This window comes from Kaistia hirudinis (genome assembly GCF_014196455.1).
Classification (GTDB): Bacteria; Pseudomonadota; Alphaproteobacteria; order Rhizobiales; family Kaistiaceae; genus Kaistia; species Kaistia hirudinis.
This window is the reverse complement of record NZ_JACIDS010000005.1, coordinates 86895-104866: the sequence shown is the minus strand read 5'-3', so window position 1 is coordinate 104866 and position 17972 is coordinate 86895. Positions and strand designations below refer to the sequence as shown.

Here is a 17972-nt window from a genome sequence, read left to right as displayed (position 1 = left end):
ATAAGGCTCCTAATGCGCTGGCGCCCCGGCGCGGATTGCACGATGTGTGCGATCATGTGAGAAGAAGCGGGTCGAAGCGGACGCGATCCTTGGGGGGAGCATGGGTGGGGCAAAGAACCCCGGCGGGCAGCAGCGCCTCGCCGTGCTTGTTCCCTGTTTTAACGAAGCGCTCACCGTCGGTTCTGTCGTGAGTTGCTTTCGGGCCGCGCTCCCTGACGCGGAGATCTACGTATTCGACAACAACTCGACGGATCAGACCGCGTCGATTGCGACGGCGGCGGGCGCGATTGTTCGCAGCGAACCCCGCCAGGGCAAGGGCAACGTCGTGCGGAGGATGTTCGCTGACGTCGAGGCGGACGTCTATATTCTCGTTGATGGCGATGGCACATATGATGCCGAGGCGGCGCCGTCTCTCGTCGCGAAGCTGAACGCCGAGGGGCTCGATTTCCTCAACGCTGCGCGCGTGGAAGATGGCGCGGGTGCCTATCGGCTTGGCCATCGTTTCGGAAATCGAGTCCTGACGGGCGTTGTCCAGAGAATCTTCGGTCGACAGCTGGACGATATGCTCTCGGGCTACAAGGTTCTTTCGCGGCGCTATGTGAAGAGCTTTCCGGCGATGTCGTTCGGCTTCGAGATCGAAACGGAACTGGCCGTGCATGCGCTGGAACTGAGGCTGCCGATGGCCGAGGTCCCCACGCGATACATCGAGCGTCCCGAAGGTTCGTTCAGTAAGCTTCGGACCATCCGTGACGGGACGCGCATCCTGATGCTCATCGCGCGGCTGGTCAAAGACGAACGCCCGCTGCAGTTCTTTGGTTTGCTTGGCGTTGCGGCCATTATGGTCGCTCTTGTGCTCGGATTTGGCGTTGCGGTGACGTTCCTGGAGACGGGCCTTGTTCCGAGGCTGCCGACAGCCGTGCTGAGCGTCGGCCTCGTCGTCGTCGGCGTGCTGTCCATCTTCTCGGGGCTTATCCTGGATACGATAGCGCGCATGCGTCAGGAACTGAAGCGCCTGTTCTATCTTTCGGCGGATTCGCGATGACCGGGACCGCGTTCCGAGGCGTGCTGTCGGCTGCAATGGTTGGGACTGGTCTCGGCCAGATCAGGCAAGGCGCTGCTGCGCCGCGATATGAGGGCATCAGATGAGGCGGCTCGCCCCGCCGTTTGGCAGCCAGGATGACGGTGGACGGCCGCGAGCGATCCTGTCGGCGCTCTGCGTCGCCATTTCGGTGCTTCTTGTCGCGGTCTATCTAATTGGAGCCTCGATTAGACCGCTGGTCCTGGTCATCGGACCGGACAGCTGGGGCTATCTGCGTCTCGCGATCCATCTCGACACCGGCCTTCCGGTCGGCGCGATCGGGACGAGAAGTATCGGCTATCCGTTGTTCGTGGCGCCGATCCTCGCGCTGAGAGGGCAGCTTCCTGATATTGCGGTGGCGCAGACGCTGCTTGTCGCGCTGATGGCCGTCATCGCGGCCGCGGTGAACCTGCGCATCCATCGCGTCTTGGGCCAACGAGAGCGGTCGATGTTCAGCATCATATCGACCCCGTTGCTCGTGCTGGCGATTCTGTCCTACGAGCCGACGACAGGCTATGCATTCTCGATATTGCCTGAGACGCTCTATGGGTTCCTGATAGTCCTCTGCGTCTTCCTCTGTCTTGAACATGTCGTGAAACCAAGCGGCACCATCCGCGCAATACTCGTTGCTGTTATGGTATTTTTGGCCGTGTGGCTTGTCTATGTAAAGCCACATGCAATCCTATTTGTATCGTTTCTGATCGGATATGTGCTTTACGATATATTGTCGAGCATACTCGCGAAATCATGGCGTTACGCGATTGCGTCGACCTTGGCATTCGTTGCGGCTGGCGTTGCTGCGTCCCTGCTGATCATCGCGCCGGATGTCATGCTGAAGCGGCAATTCGGGCGCTACGCAGAATCATTCGGTGCTCTGACGTTCTTCTGCAACCACCCGGCGATTGTTCTTCCAGCCGTTCGAGGTCTTGGCCTGCCTGAAGCCTTCACGGCCGATATGGAGCGTGTCCTGCAGCAGACGATCGACAATGGCGCCAATGGCTGGCCCGTTCTCGGCGTGAACGGCGACGATTGCGTCTACAGGAGCCCGCTCCGGCAGCGCCTGGGCGGCTATTTCGGCGATGACGACAAGGCCTCGCTCAAGTTCCTCAATGACGCGGCAATCCATGGAATCTTGATGAATCCGGCGGGGATGGCGCGGATCGTCGTCCGGGAGTTCGCCTATGGGCTGGCGCATCCGTTCCCCAATCTTGCGGAACCGATGGGCACGGGGCGTGATGTCTATGACGGTCTGGCCCAAAGGGAAGCGGAACTCATCGGCCGCTATGGCACGGTGGGTGCGAAGATGGCGGGCGTTGTCGGTGATCCGCTCGGAACAGCAGCACCTGCGCTTGCCTCATTTGGGCGGGCGATCCTGTCGTTGCTTGATGCGGCGGCCGCGTATCTCTGGCTGCTCATTGGGGTCTGGGCCGCTATTCTCGTCGGTGTCTCGGTCCGAATGGGCAGGGCCAGAGTTGTCCTCCGATCCGCCCGCGGCATTGGGATCATAGTCGGCGCCTATCTGTCCTCGATCGCGATCGTGGCTGTGGCGCATACCTTCGATATTGCGCGCTATGCCGAAGCGATCGCACCGTTGGCGATGCTTGCGATGGTGGTGTCGCTTGCCTCGCTCCTTGCCGCCACCGCGCAGACAGTTGCCGCCCGCCCGCTGCGGGAGGCCCCGGGCAGGAGCCTCTGACCGCCTCGGCTTTTCGCCGGCCGGCGGCCTCGGCGCCGCGGGCCGTTGACGTCATGGCCGCGGGACCCTCGTCCGGCCGGATCGGTAACCTTGCGACGCGACGCGAGCGTTTCTGGACAGGGGAGCGGACCGCCGCTACAAACGCACGTCCTTTTCCGCGGCGCCATTTGGCGCCGCTCTTCGGTTTCAAGCGGGTTCACTTGCATGAGCAGCGTCAACGACATCCGGTCGGCCTATCTCGATTACTTCGCGAAGAACGGCCACGAGATCGTCGCCTCCAGTTCGCTGGTTCCCAAGAACGATCCGACGCTGATGTTCACCAATGCCGGCATGGTCCAGTTCAAGGACTATTTCACCGGCCGTTCGGGTGCGCCCTATCCGCGCGCCACGACCTCGCAGAAATGCGTGCGCGCCGGCGGCAAGCATAACGACCTCGACAATGTCGGTTATACCGCCCGCCATCACACCTTCTTCGAGATGCTGGGCAATTTCTCGTTCGGCGATTATTTCAAGGAGCGGGCGATCGAGCTCGCCTGGAACCTCGTTACGCGCGAATTCGGCCTCGCCAAGGACCGGCTCTGCGTCACCGTCTATCATGAGGATGACGAGGCGTTCGGGCTCTGGAAGCGCATCGCCGGGCTGCCCGACGAGAAGATCATCCGCATCGCGACCTCCGACAATTTCTGGCAGATGGGCGACACCGGCCCCTGCGGCCCGTGCTCGGAGATCTTCTTCGACCATGGCGAGGGCATTCCCGGCGGCCCGCCCGGCAGCCCGGACGAGGATGGCGACCGCTTCATCGAGATCTGGAATCTCGTCTTCATGCAGTTCGAGCAGATCGCGCCGGGCAACCGCGTGCCGCTGCCGCGCCCCTCGATCGACACCGGCATGGGCCTCGAGCGCATCGCCGCCGTCATGCAGGGCGTGCACGACAATTACGACATCGACCTGTTCAAGGCGCTGATCCGCGCCTCGGTCGAGGCGACCGGCGTGCCGGCAGAGGGGGCGCAGCGCGCCAGCCATCGCATCATCGCCGATCACCTCCGCGCCTCGTCCTTCCTGATCGCCGACGGCGTGCTGCCGTCGAACGAGGGCCGCGGCTATGTGCTGCGCCGCATCATGCGCCGCGCCATGCGCCATGCGCATATCCTCGGCGCCGCCGAGCCGCTGCTGTGGCGTCTGGTGCCGGCGCTGGTGCGCGAGATGGGCCGCGCCTATCCCGAGTTGGTGCGCGCCGAGGCGCTGATCACCGAGACGCTGCGTCTCGAGGAGATCCGCTTCCGCCGCACCTTGGCGCGCGGCCTCACGCTGCTCGACGAGGCGACCACGGAACTCTCCGGCGGCGCGACGCTCGACGGCGAGACCGCGTTCCGTCTCTACGACACCTATGGCTTCCCGCTCGACCTGACACAGGATGCGCTGCGCGCCCGCGGCATCGCGGTGGATACGGCCGGCTTCCAGAGCGCGATGGAGCGGCAGAAGGCCGAGGCACGCGCCAGTTGGGCCGGCTCCGGCGACACAGCGGCGGAGACGATCTGGTTCCGCCTGCGCGACAAGCTCGGCGCGACCGAATTCCTCGGCTATTCGGCCGAAGCGGCCGAGGGCAAGGTGCTGGCGCTGGTGCGCGACGGCGCCGAAGTCGCCTCGGCTGGCGAGGGCGATTCAGTCTCGATCGTGCTGAACCAGACGCCGTTCTATGGCGAATCGGGCGGCCAGGTCGGCGACGCCGGAACCATCGAGACGGAGTCGGGCGCGGTCATCCGCATCGACGACACGCAGAAGCGCGCGGACGGCCTGTTCGTGCATATCGGCGAGGTGGTGAAGGGCGAGGTCAAGGACGGCGACGCCGTGCGCCTCGCGGTCGACCACAGCCGTCGCGGCGCCATCCGCGCCAATCATTCGGCGACGCATCTGCTGCATGCGGCGCTGCGCAAGGTGCTCGGCGAGCATGTCGCGCAGAAGGGCTCGCTGGTCGCGCCCGATCGCCTGCGCTTTGACTTCTCGCATCCCAAGCCCATCGATGCGGCGGAACTCGCCGAGATCGAGGACATTGCGAACGACGTCGTCCTCCAGGATGCGCCGGTCGTGACGCGGCTGATGGATCGCGACGAGGCGATGCATTCGGGCGCGATGGCGCTGTTCGGCGAGAAATATGGCGACGAGGTTCGCGTCGTCTCGATGGGCGAGCTGGGCGGCAAGACCTATTCGGTCGAGCTGTGCGGCGGCACGCATGTCGGCCGCACCGGCGAGATCGGGCTCGTCACGCTGGTCGGCGAGGCCGCGGTCGCGGCCGGCGTGCGCCGCGTCGAGGCGTTGACCGGCAAGGCGGCGCGCGATCATCTGGAACTGCAGGACAAGCGCCTCAAGCAGGTTGCGGCCGCGCTCAAGGTGCGCCCGGACGAGGCGGCCGATCGCGTTGCCGTGCTGGTTGAGGAGCGGCGCCGGCTCGAGCGCGAACTCGCCGAGGCGAAGAAGAAGCTCGCGCTCGGTGGCGGCGGCGGCAGCGCGGCCGGCGACGGCATCGTCGAGATCGCCGGCATCCGCTATCTCGGCCGCGTGGTCGAAGGCATCGCGCCGAAGGATCTGAAGGGTCTCGTCGACGAGGCGAAGAAGACCGTCGGCTCGGGCGTGGTCGCGTTCGTTGGCGTTGCCGAGGACGGCAAGGCCGCGATCGTGGTCGGCGTCAGCGACGATCTCAAGGAGAGCCGCAGCGCGGTCGACCTGGTCCGCATCGGCGCCGAGGCGCTGGGCGGCAAGGGCGGCGGCGGACGGGCGGACATGGCGCAGGCCGGTGGCCCGGACGGCGCCAAGGCCGGCGAGGCTTTGCAGGCGATCGAGGCGGCGCTGACGGCGTAAGGCTGCGGGCGGGAGGACGATGGAACACCTCGCCGACGGCCGACAGCTCTTCGTCTTCCTGGTGGCAGCGGGCATCGTCGTCCCGCTGTTCCAGCATCTGAAGCTCGGCATCGTCCTCGGCTTCGTTATCGCGGGGATCATCGTCGGGCCCGGTGGCCTGGGCCATCTGGTGTCGATCAGCCCGCTCTTCGCCTATGCGACGATCCAGGACGTCTCGCGGCTGCAGGCGCTCGGCGATCTCGGCATCGTCTTCCTGCTGTTCACGATCGGGCTCGAGCTGTCGTTCGCGCGCCTCGGCGCGATCGGCCGACTGATGATGGGGGCGGGCGGGGCGCAGGTGATGCTGGCGACCGGCGGCATCTATGCGATCGGCGCGTTCTCAGGCTTCGAGTTTGACGATTCGCTCGTCTTCGGCATGGCCTTCGCGCTTTCGTCGACCGCGATCGTGACGCAGTCGCTCGTCGAGCGGAAGCGGCTCGGTGGACCCGTCGGGCGCACGGCGCTCGGCGTGCTGATCCTGCAGGATCTGATGGTGGTGCCGATCGTCATCGTCGTGGGCATCCTGGCCCTGCCGGGCGCCAGCGTGGGGCTCGCGCTCATCAAGGGCCTCGTGATCGCCGCCGTCGTCATCGCGGGCGTGGTCGGGCTCGGGCGCTTCATCGTCCGCCCGCTGATGCGCTTTGCGGGCGCGACAGGCAATCGGACGCTGCTGCTCGCGATCACGCTGCTCATCATCGTCGCGGCCGCCGCGATCACCGCCTCGGCGGGCCTTTCGGCGGCGCTCGGCGCCTTTCTTGCCGGCCTGCTGCTGAGCGAGACCGAATATCGCCACCAGCTCGACGTCGATATCGAGCCGTTCAAGGATCTGCTGCTCGGCCTGTTCTTCATGACGGTCGGCATGACGATCGACCTCGCCGCGGTGGCCGGCGCGCTGCCGCTGATCGTCGGCGCGCTCGCCTGCATCTCGCTGGTCAAGCTCGCCGCCGGCTATGTCGCCTGCCGGATTTCGCGGATCCCGCGCCCGGCCTCGATCGAGACCTCGTTCATTTTGGCAGGGGCCGGCGAGTTCGCCTTCGTCGTGTTCACGCTCGCCGCCCGCGACAAGGTGATCGAGCCTGACATTGCGCGCCTCGCGACGACGATCGCCGCGATCTCCATGGTGGTGACGCCGCTCTTCGGCCTCCTGGGTGCCCGTCTCGCGCTGCTCTTCGAGCAGAAGAGCAGCGAGGCGCGGCATGGCGTGCATGACACGCAGGACTATTCCGATCACGTGCTGATCGCCGGCTTCGGCCGTTTCGGCAGCGGCATCGCCTATCTCTTGAAGGCCGAGGACATTCCCTATGTCGGGCTCGATCTCGACGCCGCGCATGTCGATACCGCGAAGCGGGCGGGCGAGCCCGTCTTCTATGGCGATGCAACCCATACGGAAGTGCTGCGGAAGCTCGGCGCCGATCGCGCGCGCGCCTTCGTGGTGACGGCTGACGATCCCAAGGTCGCCGAACGCATCGTCGCGCTCATGCATGAGCACTGGCCCGACGTCCCGATCCATGCCCGCGCGCGCAGCATCGTTCACGCCGCGCGCCTGCAGGAACTGGGTGCCGGCGATGTCGTGCCCGAGGCGCTCGAAGGCAGCCTCCAGCTCGCCGGCCGCCTGCTGGGCGATGTCGGTCTGCCTGACGAGGCGATCGACCAGCGCCTCACCGTGGCGCGCGAAGCCGTGCGCGCGCGCCTGCATCTCGATGCGCCGGGCCCGAGCCCGGCACCGCCATCCGCCTGAGACGTCTCAATCGATCAGGAAGCCGCCGTCGACCGGCAGCGTCACGCCATTGACCATCGAGGCGCCGTTACCGAGCAGATAGGCGATGGCGCTGGCCACCTCGACCGGCTCGACGAAGCGGCCGAGCGGGATGCGCTTCAGCATGGGTTCGGATTTCGCGGGATCGCTCCAGGCCTTCACGGCCATCGGGGTCAGCGTCACCGTGGGATTCACCGCATTGACGCGGATGCCCTGGTGGCCGAGCTCATGGGCCATCACCCGCGTCATGGCGTCGAGCGCGCCCTTGGTGGCGCAATAGGCGGTGTGATCCTGGAAGCCGATCGAGGAAGCGATCGAGGAGACGTTGACGATGGCGCCGTGCACGCCGCGGGCGATCAGGCTCTTCGCCGTTTCCTGCGCGACGATCATCGCGGCGCGGACATTGACGGCCATCAGATGGTCGAAGCTCTCGACCTTGACGTCGAGGAAGGATTCGAGCGTGGTCGTGCCGGCGCAGTTGACGAGATAATCGGCCGGCTGCGCCGCGATCGCGGCGCGCCGCGTCGCCTCGGCATCAGCGAGGTCGACCGCGATCGTCTCGCAGCCGGTCTCCTCGGCCAGCGCGGCGAGGTCTTCGGCGCTGCGCGACAGCGCGATCACCTTGGCGCCGAGACCCGCGAAATAGAGCGCCGTGGCGCGGCCGATGCCCTTGCCGGCGCCTGTGACCAGAACGCGCTTGCCATGAAATTCCGACATGATTCCTCCTCCCGATTGGGCCGGAGGCTAGCCATTTCGGCGCGTCGGGGGAAGGCGGGGAGGAGGATCTTCACCTCCCCCTCAGGGGGAGGTCGGCGCGAAGCGACGGGAGAGGGTTTAGGGAACCATCAGGTGCTGCCGAGGCGATTCAGCGCCTTATTCTGCGCCTTCCCTAAACCCTCTCCCGCCGGCCTTCGGCCGTCGACCTCTCCCTCAGGGAGAGGTAAAGAAGGTGCGCCGGGCCCCCAACCGAGGCCCGGCCACCTTCGTTCAGGCCCCCGTCAGCTGGCCTTGCGGCCTTCGCTCTGGCGGGTGAGCATCCAGCCGGGATATTCGGCGGGCAGGGCGCTGGCCGCGTCCAGCTTTGCCAGTTCCTCGGCCGAGAGCGTCACGCCGGTGGCGGCGAGGTTTTCGTCGAGCTGGGCGACCGTCTTCGCGCCGATGATCACCGTCGTCACGAAGGGCTGGGCGAGCAGGAAGGCGAGGGCGATCTGCGCGACCGAGACGCCCTTCGCCGTGGCGACCTCGCGCATCACGTCGATGACGTCGAAGGCGCGGTCCTTGTTCACCGGCGGGAAGTCGAAGTTCGCGCGCCGGCCGCCCTCGGCCGCCGAGCCGTCGCGGCCATATTTGCCCGAGAGCAGGCCGCCGGCCAGCGGGCTCCAGACCATCAGCCCGACCTTCTGGTCGAGCAGCAGCGGTGCGATCTCGCGTTCGAGGTCGCGGCCGGCGATGGTGTAATAGGCCTGCAGCGAGGCGAAGCGGGCCCAGCCATGTGCGTCGGCGATGCCGAGCGCCTTCATGATCTGCCAGGCGGCCCAGTTGGAGACGCCGACATAGCGCACATGGCCCTGGCGTACGAGATCGTCGAGCGCGCGCACCGTCTCCTCGACCGGCGTCAGCGGGTCGAAGCCATGGATCTGGTAGAGGTCGATATAGTCGGTGCCGAGCCGCTTCAGGCTCGCCTTGACCGCGTCCATGATGTGGCCGCGCGAGGCGCCGCGATCATTCGGGCCGGGGCCGACCTGGCCGAGCGCCTTGGTCGCCAGCACGATGTCGGTGCGCTTGCGGCCGGAATTGACGATGGCGCGGCCGGTGATCTCCTCGGAGAGGCCTTCGGAATAGACGTCGGCGGTATCGATGAAGTTGACGCCGGCGTCGAGCGCGCGGGCAACGATACCGTCGGCGACGGTCTGGTCGAGTTCGCCGATGGCGGTCCAGAAGCCGCGACCGCCAAAGGTCATGGTGCCGAGCGTGAGTTCGGAGACGAGGAGGCCGGTGCCGCCGAGATTTCTGTAGCGCATGGTTTTCCGTGTCCTTGGATTGAGGTCAGATGAGGGATGGGGCGGCGGCTAGAAGGCGCCGTCCGTTGTCGGGGAGAGGGGGCGCGTCGCCGCGAGTTCGCCGGTGAGACGCACGATCTTGGCTTCGAGCACGTCGGCCGCATCGGAGCCGGCGGCATAACGGAACAGCGGCTTTTCGGCGTTCGACAGATCGACGATCACCTTGGCGAGGCGCGCCGGATCCCCGGCCTGGCGATGGTTGCGCTCGCGATAGCCGGCGCGGATCTGCGACGAGATCTCGGCATAGTCGGGGATCGCATTGCCGCCGAAGCGGACCGAACTCTCGTCGAGGAAGTCCGTGCGGAAGAAGCCGGGCTCGACCACCGTCACATGGATGCCGAACGGCGCAACTTCCTGCGCGAGCGATTCAGAGAAGCCCTCGACTGCAAATTTCGAAGCGCAATAGAGCGAACCGCCGAGGCCGCCGCGCTGGCCGGCGATCGAGGAGAGGTTGAAGATGCGGCCTGAACGCTGGCGCCGCATCACCGGCAGCACGGTGCGGGTGACGTTGAACAGCCCGAACACATTGGTCGCGAATTGCCGCTCCGCGTCGCCCGGCGCGCTTTCCTCGAACAGGCCGAGATGGCCATAGCCGGCATTGTTGACGAGGACGTCGATCCGTCCGAAGGCGGAGACCGCCGAAGCGACGGCCACCTCGATCTGCGCCGGATCCGTGACGTCCAGCGGCAGCGCCAGCAGCGCGTCGCCCGCATCGGGGAAGGCGCTCGCGATCTTTTCCGGGTCGCGGCCCGTTGCCACGATCCTGTCGCCCGCGGCAAGCGCCGCCTTGACGATCTCCGCCCCGATGCCGCGCGTCGCGCCGGTAACGAACCAAACCTTGCTCATCGCAATCTCCCGTTCTGGTGATGCTGAGATGGCGATCCCAAGGCGTCCGCCTTAGCCGAAAGCTGGCGGCTTCTTGCACGATCCGCTCAGAGTGCCGATCTTGGGGTTTGGCGGGATTGCCCCCCGCGCGGCGCGCAGGCGATAGGATGGCGCATGGAACAGCTCAGTGAACTTCGCGACATCATGCTGCGCCGCGCGCCGCCGGGGCGGAGCGAGACACCCGTCCCGTCGCTGCGGCTATTGCGCTCCCATGCCGTGACGCTGGCGGCGCCGGCTTTCTACGAACCGGTCTTCTGCCTCGCCGTCCAGGGATCGAAGCGCCTTGTCGTCGGCGGCGAGCCGCTGGTCTATGACCAGTCAAACTATCTAGTCGTCGCCGTCGACATGCCCGTCATGGCCTGCATCGTCGAGGCGAGCGAGGACCAGCCCTATCTCTGCGTCACGCTGCGGCTCGACCGCATGGCGATCGTCGACATTCTGGCGAGCCTGCCGCCGACCGAGCCGGCCGATCAGGGCGTCGGTCTCGCCATCGGCTCCGTCGATGCGGATTTGCTCGATCCTGTCCTCAGGCTCGTTCGCCTGATCGAGCGGCCGCAGGACGCCGCGATCCTCGCGCCGCTGATCGAGCGCGAGATCCTCTACCGCCTGCTGACCGGGCCGGCCGGTTCGGTGCTGCGGCAGATGGTGGCGCAGAACAGCCGCCTTGCCCGGGTCGACCGCGCGATCGACTGGATCAAGCGCCATTTCCACGAGCCGATGCGGATCGAGGGGCTGGCGGAGATCGCCGGGATGAGCCCGGCCTCGCTGCACCGCCATTTCCGCGCCGTGACGGCGATGAGCCCGCTGCAGTTCCAGAAGCAGTTGCGCCTGCAGGAGGCGCGCCGGCGCCTGGTCGCGGAGCAACTCGACGCCGGCATCATCGGCTTCTCCGTCGGCTACGAGAGCCAGTCGCAATTCAGCCGCGAATATGCACGTCTCTTCGGTGAGCCGCCCGCGCGCGACGCGCAGCGCCTGCGCGCCCTGACGGCGAGCGATCCTGGCCGCCTCGTCCCGGCGACGTGAGGGCCCAAGGGAGGAAACGATGCGCCTCGATCCCGCTCTTCTGCTCGCTTCGGCGCTTCTCGCCATCCCGGCCGCCGCCTCGGCCGCGACCGAACCGCCGACCGGGCATTGGCGGGCCGAGACCATCGCCGGCAAGCCGGTCGCCAAGGACGTGAAGAGCGAGATCGAGATCGCGGCGGACGGCAAAATCGCGGGCACTGGCGGCTGCAACCGCCTGATGGGCCAGGCGAAGATCTCCGGCAAGTCGATCAGCTTCGGGCCGCTCGCCGGCACCATGATGATGTGCCCGGATGAGGCGATGGCGCAGGAGCGCGCCTTCCAGGAGGCGCTCAAGGCGACGCAGCGCTTCACGCTCAAATCGGGCGGCAAGACGCTCGTGCTCAAGAACAAGGCCGGCAAGGCGACCGCCGTGCTCGTGCGCGAATAGATATCCGGAAACGAAACGGGCGGGGAAGATCCCCGCCCGTTCTGTATTGAAGATGATGCGCGACGCGCCGATCAGGCGGCGGCCATCGCCTTGGTCAGGTTGTCGCTGACCTTGTCGAGGAAGCCGGTCGTCGACAGCCACTTCTGGTCCGGGCCGACGAGCAGCGCGAGATCCTTGGTCATGTCGCCGGCCTCGACCGTGTCGACGCAGACCTTCTCGAGCGTGTCGGCGAACTTGGCGAGCGCGGCATTGTCGTCGAGCTTGGCGCGATGGGCGAGGCCGCGCGTCCAGGCGAAGATCGACGCGATCGAATTGGTCGACGTCTCCTTGCCCTTCTGGTGCTCGCGATAGTGGCGCGTCACCGTGCCATGCGCCGCCTCGGCCTCGACGGTCTTGCCATCGGGGGTGAGCAGCACGGAGGTCATCAGCCCGAGCGAGCCGAAGCCCTGCGCGACCGTGTCGGACTGAACGTCGCCATCATAGTTCTTGCACGCCCAGACATAGCCGCCGGACCATTTCAGCGCCGAGGCGACCATGTCGTCGATCAGGCGGTGCTCATAGGTGATGCCGGCCGTCTTGAAGGCATCGGCGAACTCGGCCTCGTAGACTTCCTGGAACAGGTCCTTGAAGCGGCCATCATAGGCCTTGAGGATCGTGTTCTTGGTCGACAGATAGACCGGGTACTTGCGCATCAGGCCGTAGTTCAGCGAGGCGCGGGCGAATTCGCGGATCGATTCGTCGAGGTTGTACATCGCCATGGCGACGCCGGCGCCCGGGAACTTGAAGACTTCCTTCTCGATGACCGAGCCGTCCTCGCCCTCGAACTTGATCGTCAGGCGGCCCTTGCCGGGCACCTTGAAATCGGTCGCGCGATACTGGTCGCCGAAGGCATGGCGGCCGACGATGATCGGCTGCGTCCAGCCCGGAACCAGGCGCGGCACGTTCTTGCAGATGATCGGCTCGCGGAAGATGACGCCGCCGAGGATGTTGCGGATGGTGCCGTTCGGCGACTTCCACATCTCCTTGAGGCCGAATTCCTTCACACGCGCCTCGTCCGGCGTGATCGTGGCGCATTTCACGCCGACGCCGACCTTCTTGATCGCCTCGGCGGCCTCGACGGTGACCTTGTCGTTGGTCGCGTCACGATGCTCGATGCCGAGATCGTAATATTGCAGGTCGATATCGAGGTAGGGATGGATCAGCTTGTCCTTGATCGCCTGCCAGATGATCCGTGTCATCTCGTCGCCATCGAGCTCGACGACGGGATTGGCTACCTTGATCTTCGCCATGGGGAATAGGCCCTCGCTTGATGTTGGGCGGGTCCACCGCCGCCCAAGGGGAGGATCGCGGGCGGGCAGGACGGCGCTTCTTGAACGTGCGAGGTCCCTATAGCACCGCTGCCGCAATGCGAGAAGGCGCGGGAAGGGGTTCCCGCGCCGGTTCGTATCGTCGCGCGCGCCGCGCTATTCGTCAGGCGATGCGCTTCGCCGCGAGGCCGAGCGCGATATAGCTCCAGCCGGTGAAGATCAGCGAGATGCCGGCGAGCGTGCCAGGCACGAGCAGGCCGGAGAAGGAAATGTCGGCCAGGATCATGATGCCGACGATGAGCGCGATGATGCCGGCCGTCAGGATCCAGCCCCAGCCGTCGATCGGGCGCAGGCGGAAGCCGAGAATGACCTGGAATACGCCCTTGGCGATGAAGACGGCGGCGATGACCAGCGTCAGCGCGATGCTGCCGGTCGTCGGCGAGGCATAGATCGCGATGCCGCCGAGCAGCAGGATGATGCCGATGATCAGCTGCCAGATGAAGCCGGTCCAGCTCTGCACGCTGAAGGCGCCCCAGATCTGGAACACGCCGGCGACGACCAGCGCCGCGGCCAGCAGGATCGACAGCGCGATCGAGGAGATCAGCGGCTGCATGATCGCGAAAACGCCGCCAATGATGAAGATGATGCCGAGAGCGAGGAACCAGCCCCACTTCGCCTGAACGGTATCCGAAATGCTTCTGAAGCTCGCCGTGGCCATGGCCCATCCCCTTCCGACTCGACGCGCGGATTGTCGCGCAAGGGGCGGGCTGACACAATTGAATGTTGTCGCGCGCCTCCCGGCCCGCGCGTGGGCGCGGTCATGTGGCTGGCGGGCCCGGCGGCGATGGGGTAGGAGCAGGGGTTCATCCCCCATGCCGATCGGTCCATGAACGACACCTCGAACCCGCTTCTCATCGACGGCCCCGCCGTGATCCTCGTCGAGCCGCAGCTCGGCGAGAATATCGGCACGGCCGCCCGCGCCATGGCCAATTTCGGCCTGTCGGACCTCCGCCTCGTCAAGCCGCGCGACGGCTGGCCGAGCGAGAGCGCCGTGCGGGCCGCGAGCCGGGCCGACCATGTGATCGAGCGCGTGCGCCTCTTCGACAGCGTCGAGGCGGCGATCGCCGACCTCGGCTATGTCATCGCGACGACGGCGCGCGTGCGCGGCCTCGCCAAGCCCGTGCGCGGTCCGGCCTCGGCGGGGGAGAAGATGCGCGCCCATGCGCTTGGCGGCATCCGGTCCGGCATGCTTTTCGGGCGCGAGCGGATCGGCCTCATGAACGAGGAAATCTCGCTCGCCGACGAGATCGTCACGCTGCCGGTCGATCCCGATTTCGCCTCGCTGAACATCGCGCAGGCCGTGCTGATCCTCGCCTATGAATGGCGCCGCAGCGGCGTCGTGCAGGAGGAGGAGGGGCTGCGCTTCACCACGCGCACGGATTCGCGCCCCGCGAACAAGGAAGAGATGCTCGGCCTGTTCGAGCATCTCGAGGGCGCGCTCGACGCCGTCACCTTCTTCCGCCCGCCGGAGAAGAAGCCGGCCGTGGTGGCGACTTTGCGCGCCATGCTGCAGCGCGCCGGCTTCACCGAGCAGGACGTGCGCACGCTGCGCGGTGTCGTGGCGGCGCTGCAGAACCGGCCGACCCGGCCGCACAAGCGCGCCGACGGCACGCTGACCACCAGCCGGGAGAAGAAGGAGTGAGCATCCGCCTGCTCGTCTTCGATTCAGGCGTCGGCGGGCTCTCGGTGCTGAAGGAGATCCGCCGCCGCGTGCCGACGGCCGATATCCTCTATGTCGCGGATGACGCGGCCTTCCCCTATGGCGATTGGGAAGACGAGCCGCTCAAGGCGCATGTCGTCGCGACGATCGGCGCGCTGATCGCGCGCGAGGCGCCCGACGCGGTGGTCATCGCCTGCAACACGGCCTCGACCCTCGTCCTGCCGGCGCTGCGCGCGCTCCACGCCATTCCCTTCGTCGGCACGGTCCCCGCGATCAAGCCGGCGGCGGAGACGACGCAGAGCGGCGTCGTCGGCGTCCTCTCGACGCCCGGGACGATGCGGCGCGATTATACCCGCGCGCTGATCCGCGATTTCGCGGCTTCCTGCCATGTCCGCCTGGTCGGCTCGTCGGAACTGGCGCCGCTGGCCGAGGCCGCGATGCGCGGCGAGGTTGTCGAGGATGCCGCGATCCGCTTCGAGATCGAGCCGGCCTTCATCACGGTCGAGGGGCGGCGTACCGACAAGATCGTCCTCGCCTGCACGCATTATCCTTTCCTGCTCGACCGTCTCGTGGCACTGGCGCCCTGGCCGGTGGACTGGATCGACCCCGCCGACGCGATCGCCCGCCGCGTCGTCTCGCTGCTCGGCCTCACCGAGGCCCCCGACGCCCCGCTCGCACGCGGCACGGCGCAGCTGACGAGCGGCAAGTCCTGGCCGCCGGCGCTGTTGCCCGTGCTGGCACGCTTCGGACTGGAGCCGCGGTAGACGTCGGTCTGCTTTCGCAGCGCTTCGGCTGCATGGATCCCGGCTTCCGCCGGGATGACGCCGGTGTGGGGGATGGCGCGTGCATAAGCGTCGCCCCGCTCCCAAAACCCTTCAAGCTGCCGTCATCCCGGCGAAAGCCGGGATCCATTCAGCCTGAGGCATGGGGCGTGACACCACGGCAGGACCGGGCGATGATCCATCTATGCAACCGTGCGTCTACATCATGGCCTGCGGCTACAACGGCACGCTCTATGTTGGCGTGACGAGTTCGATCGTGCATCGCGCATGGCAGCACCGTGAAGGCCTCGCCGACGGCTTCGCGAAGCGATACCGGACGCGGATGCTCGTTTACTACGAACTCTTGGGCTCGATGCCGGAGGCGATCCGGCGGGAGAAGCAGATCAAGGAGTGGCGGCGCTCCTGGAAGATCGACCTGATCGAGCGCGGCAATCCGACATGGCGCGATCTTTATCCCGAGATCGCGCAGTGAGGCGATTCCTTCCCCACGCATCGGCTGCATGGATCCCGGCTTTCGCCGGGATGACGCCGGTGTGGGGGGATGGCGCGTGCACAAGCGTCAACCCGCTCCCAAAGTCCTCCAAGCTGCCGTCATCCCGGCGAAAGCCGGGATCCATTCAGCCTGAGGCAGGGGGCGTGACGGCCCCTGCGCTCAGTCCCTTATCGTCAGCCCGGCGAAGTCGAACAGGTCGCGGTCGAGGAGGTGCGAGGGGTTGGCGTTGGTGAGTGCCTTCATCATCACGTCCTTGCGGCCCGGCGCCTTCTTTTCCCATTCGGCCAGCATCGCCTTGACGAGGTTGCGCTGCAGGCCTTCCTGCGAGCCGCAGAGGTCGCAGGGGATGATCGGGAAGGCCATAGCGTTCGAGAAGCGCGCTATGTCGTCCTCGGCGCAATAGGCGAGGGGGCGCAGCACGAAGAGGTCGCCCTCGTCATTGACCAGCTTCGGCGGCATCGCGGCGAGCTTGCCGCCATGGAAGAAGTTCATGAAGAAGGTTTCGAGGATGTCCTCGCGGTGATGGCCGAGCACCACCGCCTGGCAGCCTTCCTCGCGCGCCACTCGATAGAGATGGCCGCGGCGCAGCCGCGAGCAGAGCGCGCAATAGGTCCGGCCCGTCGGCACCTTGGAGACGACGACCGAATAGGTGTCCTGCCGCTCGATCCGGTAGGGGACGCCGACGCCGTCGAGGAAGCTCGGCAGCACATCGGCCGGGAAGCCCGGCTGGGCCTGGTCGAGATTGCAGGCGAGAAGATCGACCGGCAGCAGGCCGCGCCATTTGAGATCGAGCAGCATGGCGAGGAGCGCATAGGAATCCTTGCCGCCCGAGAGGCAGACGAGCCAGCGATCGCCCGGCCGCACCATGGCGAAATCGTCGAGCGCCTCGCGCGTCTGCCGGATCAGCCGCTTGCGGAGCTTGCCGAACTCGACGGAGGAGGGCGCCGCACGAAAAAGCGGGTGGCAGGTATCGCCCGCCTCCAGATCATCGACGGGATCGAGCGTTTCGGACATGTATGGCGGCTCCGGCTTCGCCGTTCTCTTTGCCGAAAAGCGCAGCGCCGCGCAATGGTCGGGGGGCCGGGACATAGCCCGCCTACGCCGCAAAGGCGATCGGCGCTTCGGCTGCATGGATCCCGGCTTTCGCCGGGATGACGCCGGTGTGGGGGGAGGGCGCGTACATAAGCGTCGACCCGCTCCCAAAACCCTCCAAGCTGCCGTCATCCCGGCGAAAGCCGGGATCCATTCAGCCTGAGGCATGGGGCGTGACAGCGCGGCATGGTCGGGCGATGATCCATCTATGCAACCGTGCGTCTACATCATGGCCAGCGGCTACAACGGCACGCTCTATGTTGGCGTGACGAGTTCGATCGTGCATCGCGCGTGGCAGCATCGCGAGGGCCTGATCGGCGGTTTCGCGAAACGGCACAGGACGCGGATGCTCGTTCACTACGAACTCTTGGGCTCGATGCCGGAGGCGATCCGGCGGGAGAAGCAGATCAAGGAGTGGCGGCGCGCATGGAAGATCGACCTGATCGAACGTGGCAATCCGACCTGGCGCGATCTTTATCCCGAGATCGCGCAGTGAGGCGATTCCTTCCCCACGCTGCGGCTGCATGGATCCCGGCTCTCGCCGGGATGACGCCGGTGTGGGGGAGGGCGCATGCATCATCGGCAACCAGATCTCGAAACCCTCCAAGTTGCCGTCATCCCGGCGAAAGCCGGGATCCATGCAGCCTGAGGCACAAGACTAACAGCGCGGCAGCACGCGCGCGTCACCGGCTTTGCCCGCCCACACCACCCCGCCTTGCCTCGTCGCCCCTGTCGCCCTATCGTTGTGACGGGGCGTA

At 66.5% G+C, this 17972-nt stretch carries 16 protein-coding genes; 10 read left to right on the top strand and 6 right to left on the bottom strand.

The genetic code is table 11. From position 1 onward, the window contains the following. Positions 1-100: 100 nt before the first annotated feature. The 4 genes from GGR25_RS19120 (at position 101) to GGR25_RS19105 (ending at position 7407) form a co-directional block, all read left to right on the top strand. Positions 101-1042 carry a glycosyltransferase gene (locus GGR25_RS19120; RefSeq protein ID WP_183400474.1) on the top strand — a complete coding sequence of 314 codons (942 nt, stop codon included), beginning with the start codon at positions 101-103 and terminating at the stop codon, positions 1040-1042. Between the two features lie 100 nt (positions 1043-1142). Beyond that, positions 1143-2774, top strand: coding sequence for a hypothetical protein (locus GGR25_RS19115; protein ID WP_183400473.1), 1632 nt, complete (start codon positions 1143-1145; stop codon positions 2772-2774). Positions 2775-2978: 204 nt separating this feature from the next. Beyond that, positions 2979-5630 (top strand): alanine--tRNA ligase, encoded by a 2652-nt coding sequence (alaS, locus tag GGR25_RS19110; RefSeq protein WP_183400472.1) that lies wholly within the window; start codon positions 2979-2981, stop codon positions 5628-5630. Between the two features lie 19 nt (positions 5631-5649). Further along, positions 5650-7407: a cation:proton antiporter domain-containing protein gene (locus GGR25_RS19105; protein ID WP_183400471.1), complete on the top strand. Its 1758-nt coding sequence runs from the start codon at positions 5650-5652 to the stop codon at positions 7405-7407. A gap of 6 nt (positions 7408-7413) precedes the next feature. Here GGR25_RS19105 and GGR25_RS19100 read toward each other — a convergent pair whose 3' ends face one another. The 3 genes from GGR25_RS19100 to GGR25_RS19090 all read right to left on the bottom strand — a co-directional run bounded on the left by GGR25_RS19100 (position 7414) and on the right by GGR25_RS19090 (position 10331). Continuing rightward, the gene (locus GGR25_RS19100; RefSeq protein ID WP_183400470.1) at positions 7414-8142 is read right to left on the bottom strand and encodes an SDR family oxidoreductase; all 729 of its coding nucleotides are present in this window, start codon (positions 8140-8142) and stop codon (positions 7414-7416) included. 281 nt (positions 8143-8423) lie between these two features. Further along, the gene (locus GGR25_RS19095; RefSeq protein ID WP_183400469.1) at positions 8424-9446 is read right to left on the bottom strand and encodes an aldo/keto reductase; all 1023 of its coding nucleotides are present in this window, start codon (positions 9444-9446) and stop codon (positions 8424-8426) included. A 48-nt stretch (positions 9447-9494) separates the two neighbouring features. Next, positions 9495-10331 (bottom strand): SDR family NAD(P)-dependent oxidoreductase, encoded by an 837-nt coding sequence (locus GGR25_RS19090; protein ID WP_183400468.1) that lies wholly within the window; start codon positions 10329-10331, stop codon positions 9495-9497. A gap of 153 nt (positions 10332-10484) precedes the next feature. Between GGR25_RS19090 and GGR25_RS19085 the strand changes: the two genes are divergently transcribed. Both GGR25_RS19085 and GGR25_RS19080 read left to right on the top strand, forming a co-directional pair. Beyond that, positions 10485-11393 carry an AraC family transcriptional regulator gene (locus GGR25_RS19085; RefSeq protein WP_183400467.1) on the top strand — a complete coding sequence of 303 codons (909 nt, stop codon included), beginning with the start codon at positions 10485-10487 and terminating at the stop codon, positions 11391-11393. A 19-nt stretch (positions 11394-11412) separates the two neighbouring features. Next, positions 11413-11820, top strand: a complete 408-nt coding sequence (locus GGR25_RS19080; protein ID WP_183400466.1) for an META domain-containing protein — start codon at positions 11413-11415, stop codon at positions 11818-11820. Between the two features lie 71 nt (positions 11821-11891). On the opposite strand, the gene GGR25_RS19075 is transcribed toward GGR25_RS19080, so the two are convergent. After that, on the bottom strand, positions 11892-13109 hold the full coding sequence (locus GGR25_RS19075; RefSeq protein ID WP_183400465.1) for an NADP-dependent isocitrate dehydrogenase: 1218 nt from the start codon (positions 13107-13109) through the stop codon (positions 11892-11894). Positions 13110-13290: 181 nt separating this feature from the next. Then, positions 13291-13845 (bottom strand): HdeD family acid-resistance protein, encoded by a 555-nt coding sequence (locus GGR25_RS19070; RefSeq protein WP_183400464.1) that lies wholly within the window; start codon positions 13843-13845, stop codon positions 13291-13293. Between the two features lie 168 nt (positions 13846-14013). Here GGR25_RS19070 and GGR25_RS24810 point away from each other — a divergent pair, with 168 nt between their 5' ends. From GGR25_RS24810 to GGR25_RS19060, 3 genes are all read left to right on the top strand, one after another. After that, positions 14014-14829, top strand: coding sequence for an RNA methyltransferase (locus GGR25_RS24810; protein ID WP_246410045.1), 816 nt, complete (start codon positions 14014-14016; stop codon positions 14827-14829). Next, entirely contained in the window at positions 14826-15611 is a 786-nt protein-coding gene (gene murI, locus GGR25_RS19065) for a glutamate racemase (protein WP_343068120.1), read from the top strand. The genes GGR25_RS24810 and murI overlap by 4 nt, the downstream gene beginning before the upstream one ends. Positions 15612-15813: 202 nt before the next feature. Next, entirely contained in the window at positions 15814-16101 is a 288-nt protein-coding gene (locus GGR25_RS19060) for a GIY-YIG nuclease family protein (RefSeq protein ID WP_183400462.1), read from the top strand. 180 nt (positions 16102-16281) lie between these two features. Here the strand turns inward: GGR25_RS19060 and ttcA are convergent, their stop codons facing one another. Then, entirely contained in the window at positions 16282-17136 is an 855-nt protein-coding gene (gene ttcA, locus GGR25_RS19055; RefSeq protein ID WP_183400461.1) for a tRNA 2-thiocytidine(32) synthetase TtcA, read from the bottom strand. A gap of 244 nt (positions 17137-17380) precedes the next feature. Here ttcA and GGR25_RS19050 point away from each other — a divergent pair, with 244 nt between their 5' ends. Beyond that, entirely contained in the window at positions 17381-17710 is a 330-nt protein-coding gene (locus GGR25_RS19050; protein ID WP_246410043.1) for a GIY-YIG nuclease family protein, read from the top strand. Positions 17711-17972: the final 262 nt, after the last annotated feature.

Bases quoted from the DNA above. Each gene is read 5' to 3' on its own strand.
- GGR25_RS19120 (WP_183400474.1), top strand. From the start codon at position 101: ATGGGTGGGGCAAAGAACCCCGGCGGGCAGCAGCGCCTCGCCGTGCTT.
- GGR25_RS19115 (WP_183400473.1), top strand. From the start codon at position 1,143: ATGAGGCGGCTCGCCCCGCCGTTTGGCAGCCAGGATGACGGTGGACGG.
- alaS (WP_183400472.1), top strand. From the start codon at position 2,979: ATGAGCAGCGTCAACGACATCCGGTCGGCCTATCTCGATTACTTCGCG.
- GGR25_RS19105 (WP_183400471.1), top strand. From the start codon at position 5,650: ATGGAACACCTCGCCGACGGCCGACAGCTCTTCGTCTTCCTGGTGGCA.
- GGR25_RS19100 (WP_183400470.1), bottom strand. From the start codon at position 8,142: ATGTCGGAATTTCATGGCAAGCGCGTTCTGGTCACAGGCGCCGGCAAG.
- GGR25_RS19095 (WP_183400469.1), bottom strand. From the start codon at position 9,446: ATGCGCTACAGAAATCTCGGCGGCACCGGCCTCCTCGTCTCCGAACTC.
- GGR25_RS19090 (WP_183400468.1), bottom strand. From the start codon at position 10,331: ATGAGCAAGGTTTGGTTCGTTACCGGCGCGACGCGCGGCATCGGGGCG.
- GGR25_RS19085 (WP_183400467.1), top strand. From the start codon at position 10,485: ATGGAACAGCTCAGTGAACTTCGCGACATCATGCTGCGCCGCGCGCCG.
- GGR25_RS19080 (WP_183400466.1), top strand. From the start codon at position 11,413: ATGCGCCTCGATCCCGCTCTTCTGCTCGCTTCGGCGCTTCTCGCCATC.
- GGR25_RS19075 (WP_183400465.1), bottom strand. From the start codon at position 13,109: ATGGCGAAGATCAAGGTAGCCAATCCCGTCGTCGAGCTCGATGGCGAC.
- GGR25_RS19070 (WP_183400464.1), bottom strand. From the start codon at position 13,845: ATGGCCACGGCGAGCTTCAGAAGCATTTCGGATACCGTTCAGGCGAAG.
- GGR25_RS24810 (WP_246410045.1), top strand. From the start codon at position 14,014: ATGAACGACACCTCGAACCCGCTTCTCATCGACGGCCCCGCCGTGATC.
- GGR25_RS19060 (WP_183400462.1), top strand. From the start codon at position 15,814: ATGCAACCGTGCGTCTACATCATGGCCTGCGGCTACAACGGCACGCTC.
- ttcA (WP_183400461.1), bottom strand. From the start codon at position 17,136: ATGTCCGAAACGCTCGATCCCGTCGATGATCTGGAGGCGGGCGATACC.
- GGR25_RS19050 (WP_246410043.1), top strand. From the start codon at position 17,381: ATGGGGCGTGACAGCGCGGCATGGTCGGGCGATGATCCATCTATGCAA.